At 43.2% G+C, this 266-nt stretch carries 1 pseudogene; it reads left to right on the plus strand.

Annotation, left to right across the window (positions count from 1 at the left end):
* Positions 1-189, plus strand: a pseudogene (locus tag OO775_RS12510) (PRTRC system ThiF family protein); the annotation flags it as partial.
* Positions 190-266: the final 77 nt, after the last annotated feature.

Here is a 266-nt window from a genome sequence, read left to right on the forward strand (position 1 = left end):
GAGCAGAATGACAATACCCCAAGTTGCTCCCTTGCCGAAGCCTTAATCAAGCAAGATTTGTTCATTAACGCCACTCTCTCACAAATGGGAAGCACCCTACTTTGGAACTTGTTCAGAGAAGGACTCACTCCTTACAGAGGTTTTTTCCTCAACCTAAAAGACTTTCGTACACAACCCTTAGCTATATAAACAACAACACTGACAAGCATTTTTTATAACTGCTTGTCAGTGCTACTGACTGCCCACTGGTGCTACCAGCCTTCTTT

Origin of the sequence: Capnocytophaga catalasegens, from assembly GCF_026005215.1 — a bacterium.
In the GTDB taxonomy this organism is placed as follows: Bacteria; Bacteroidota; Bacteroidia; order Flavobacteriales; family Flavobacteriaceae; genus Capnocytophaga; species Capnocytophaga catalasegens.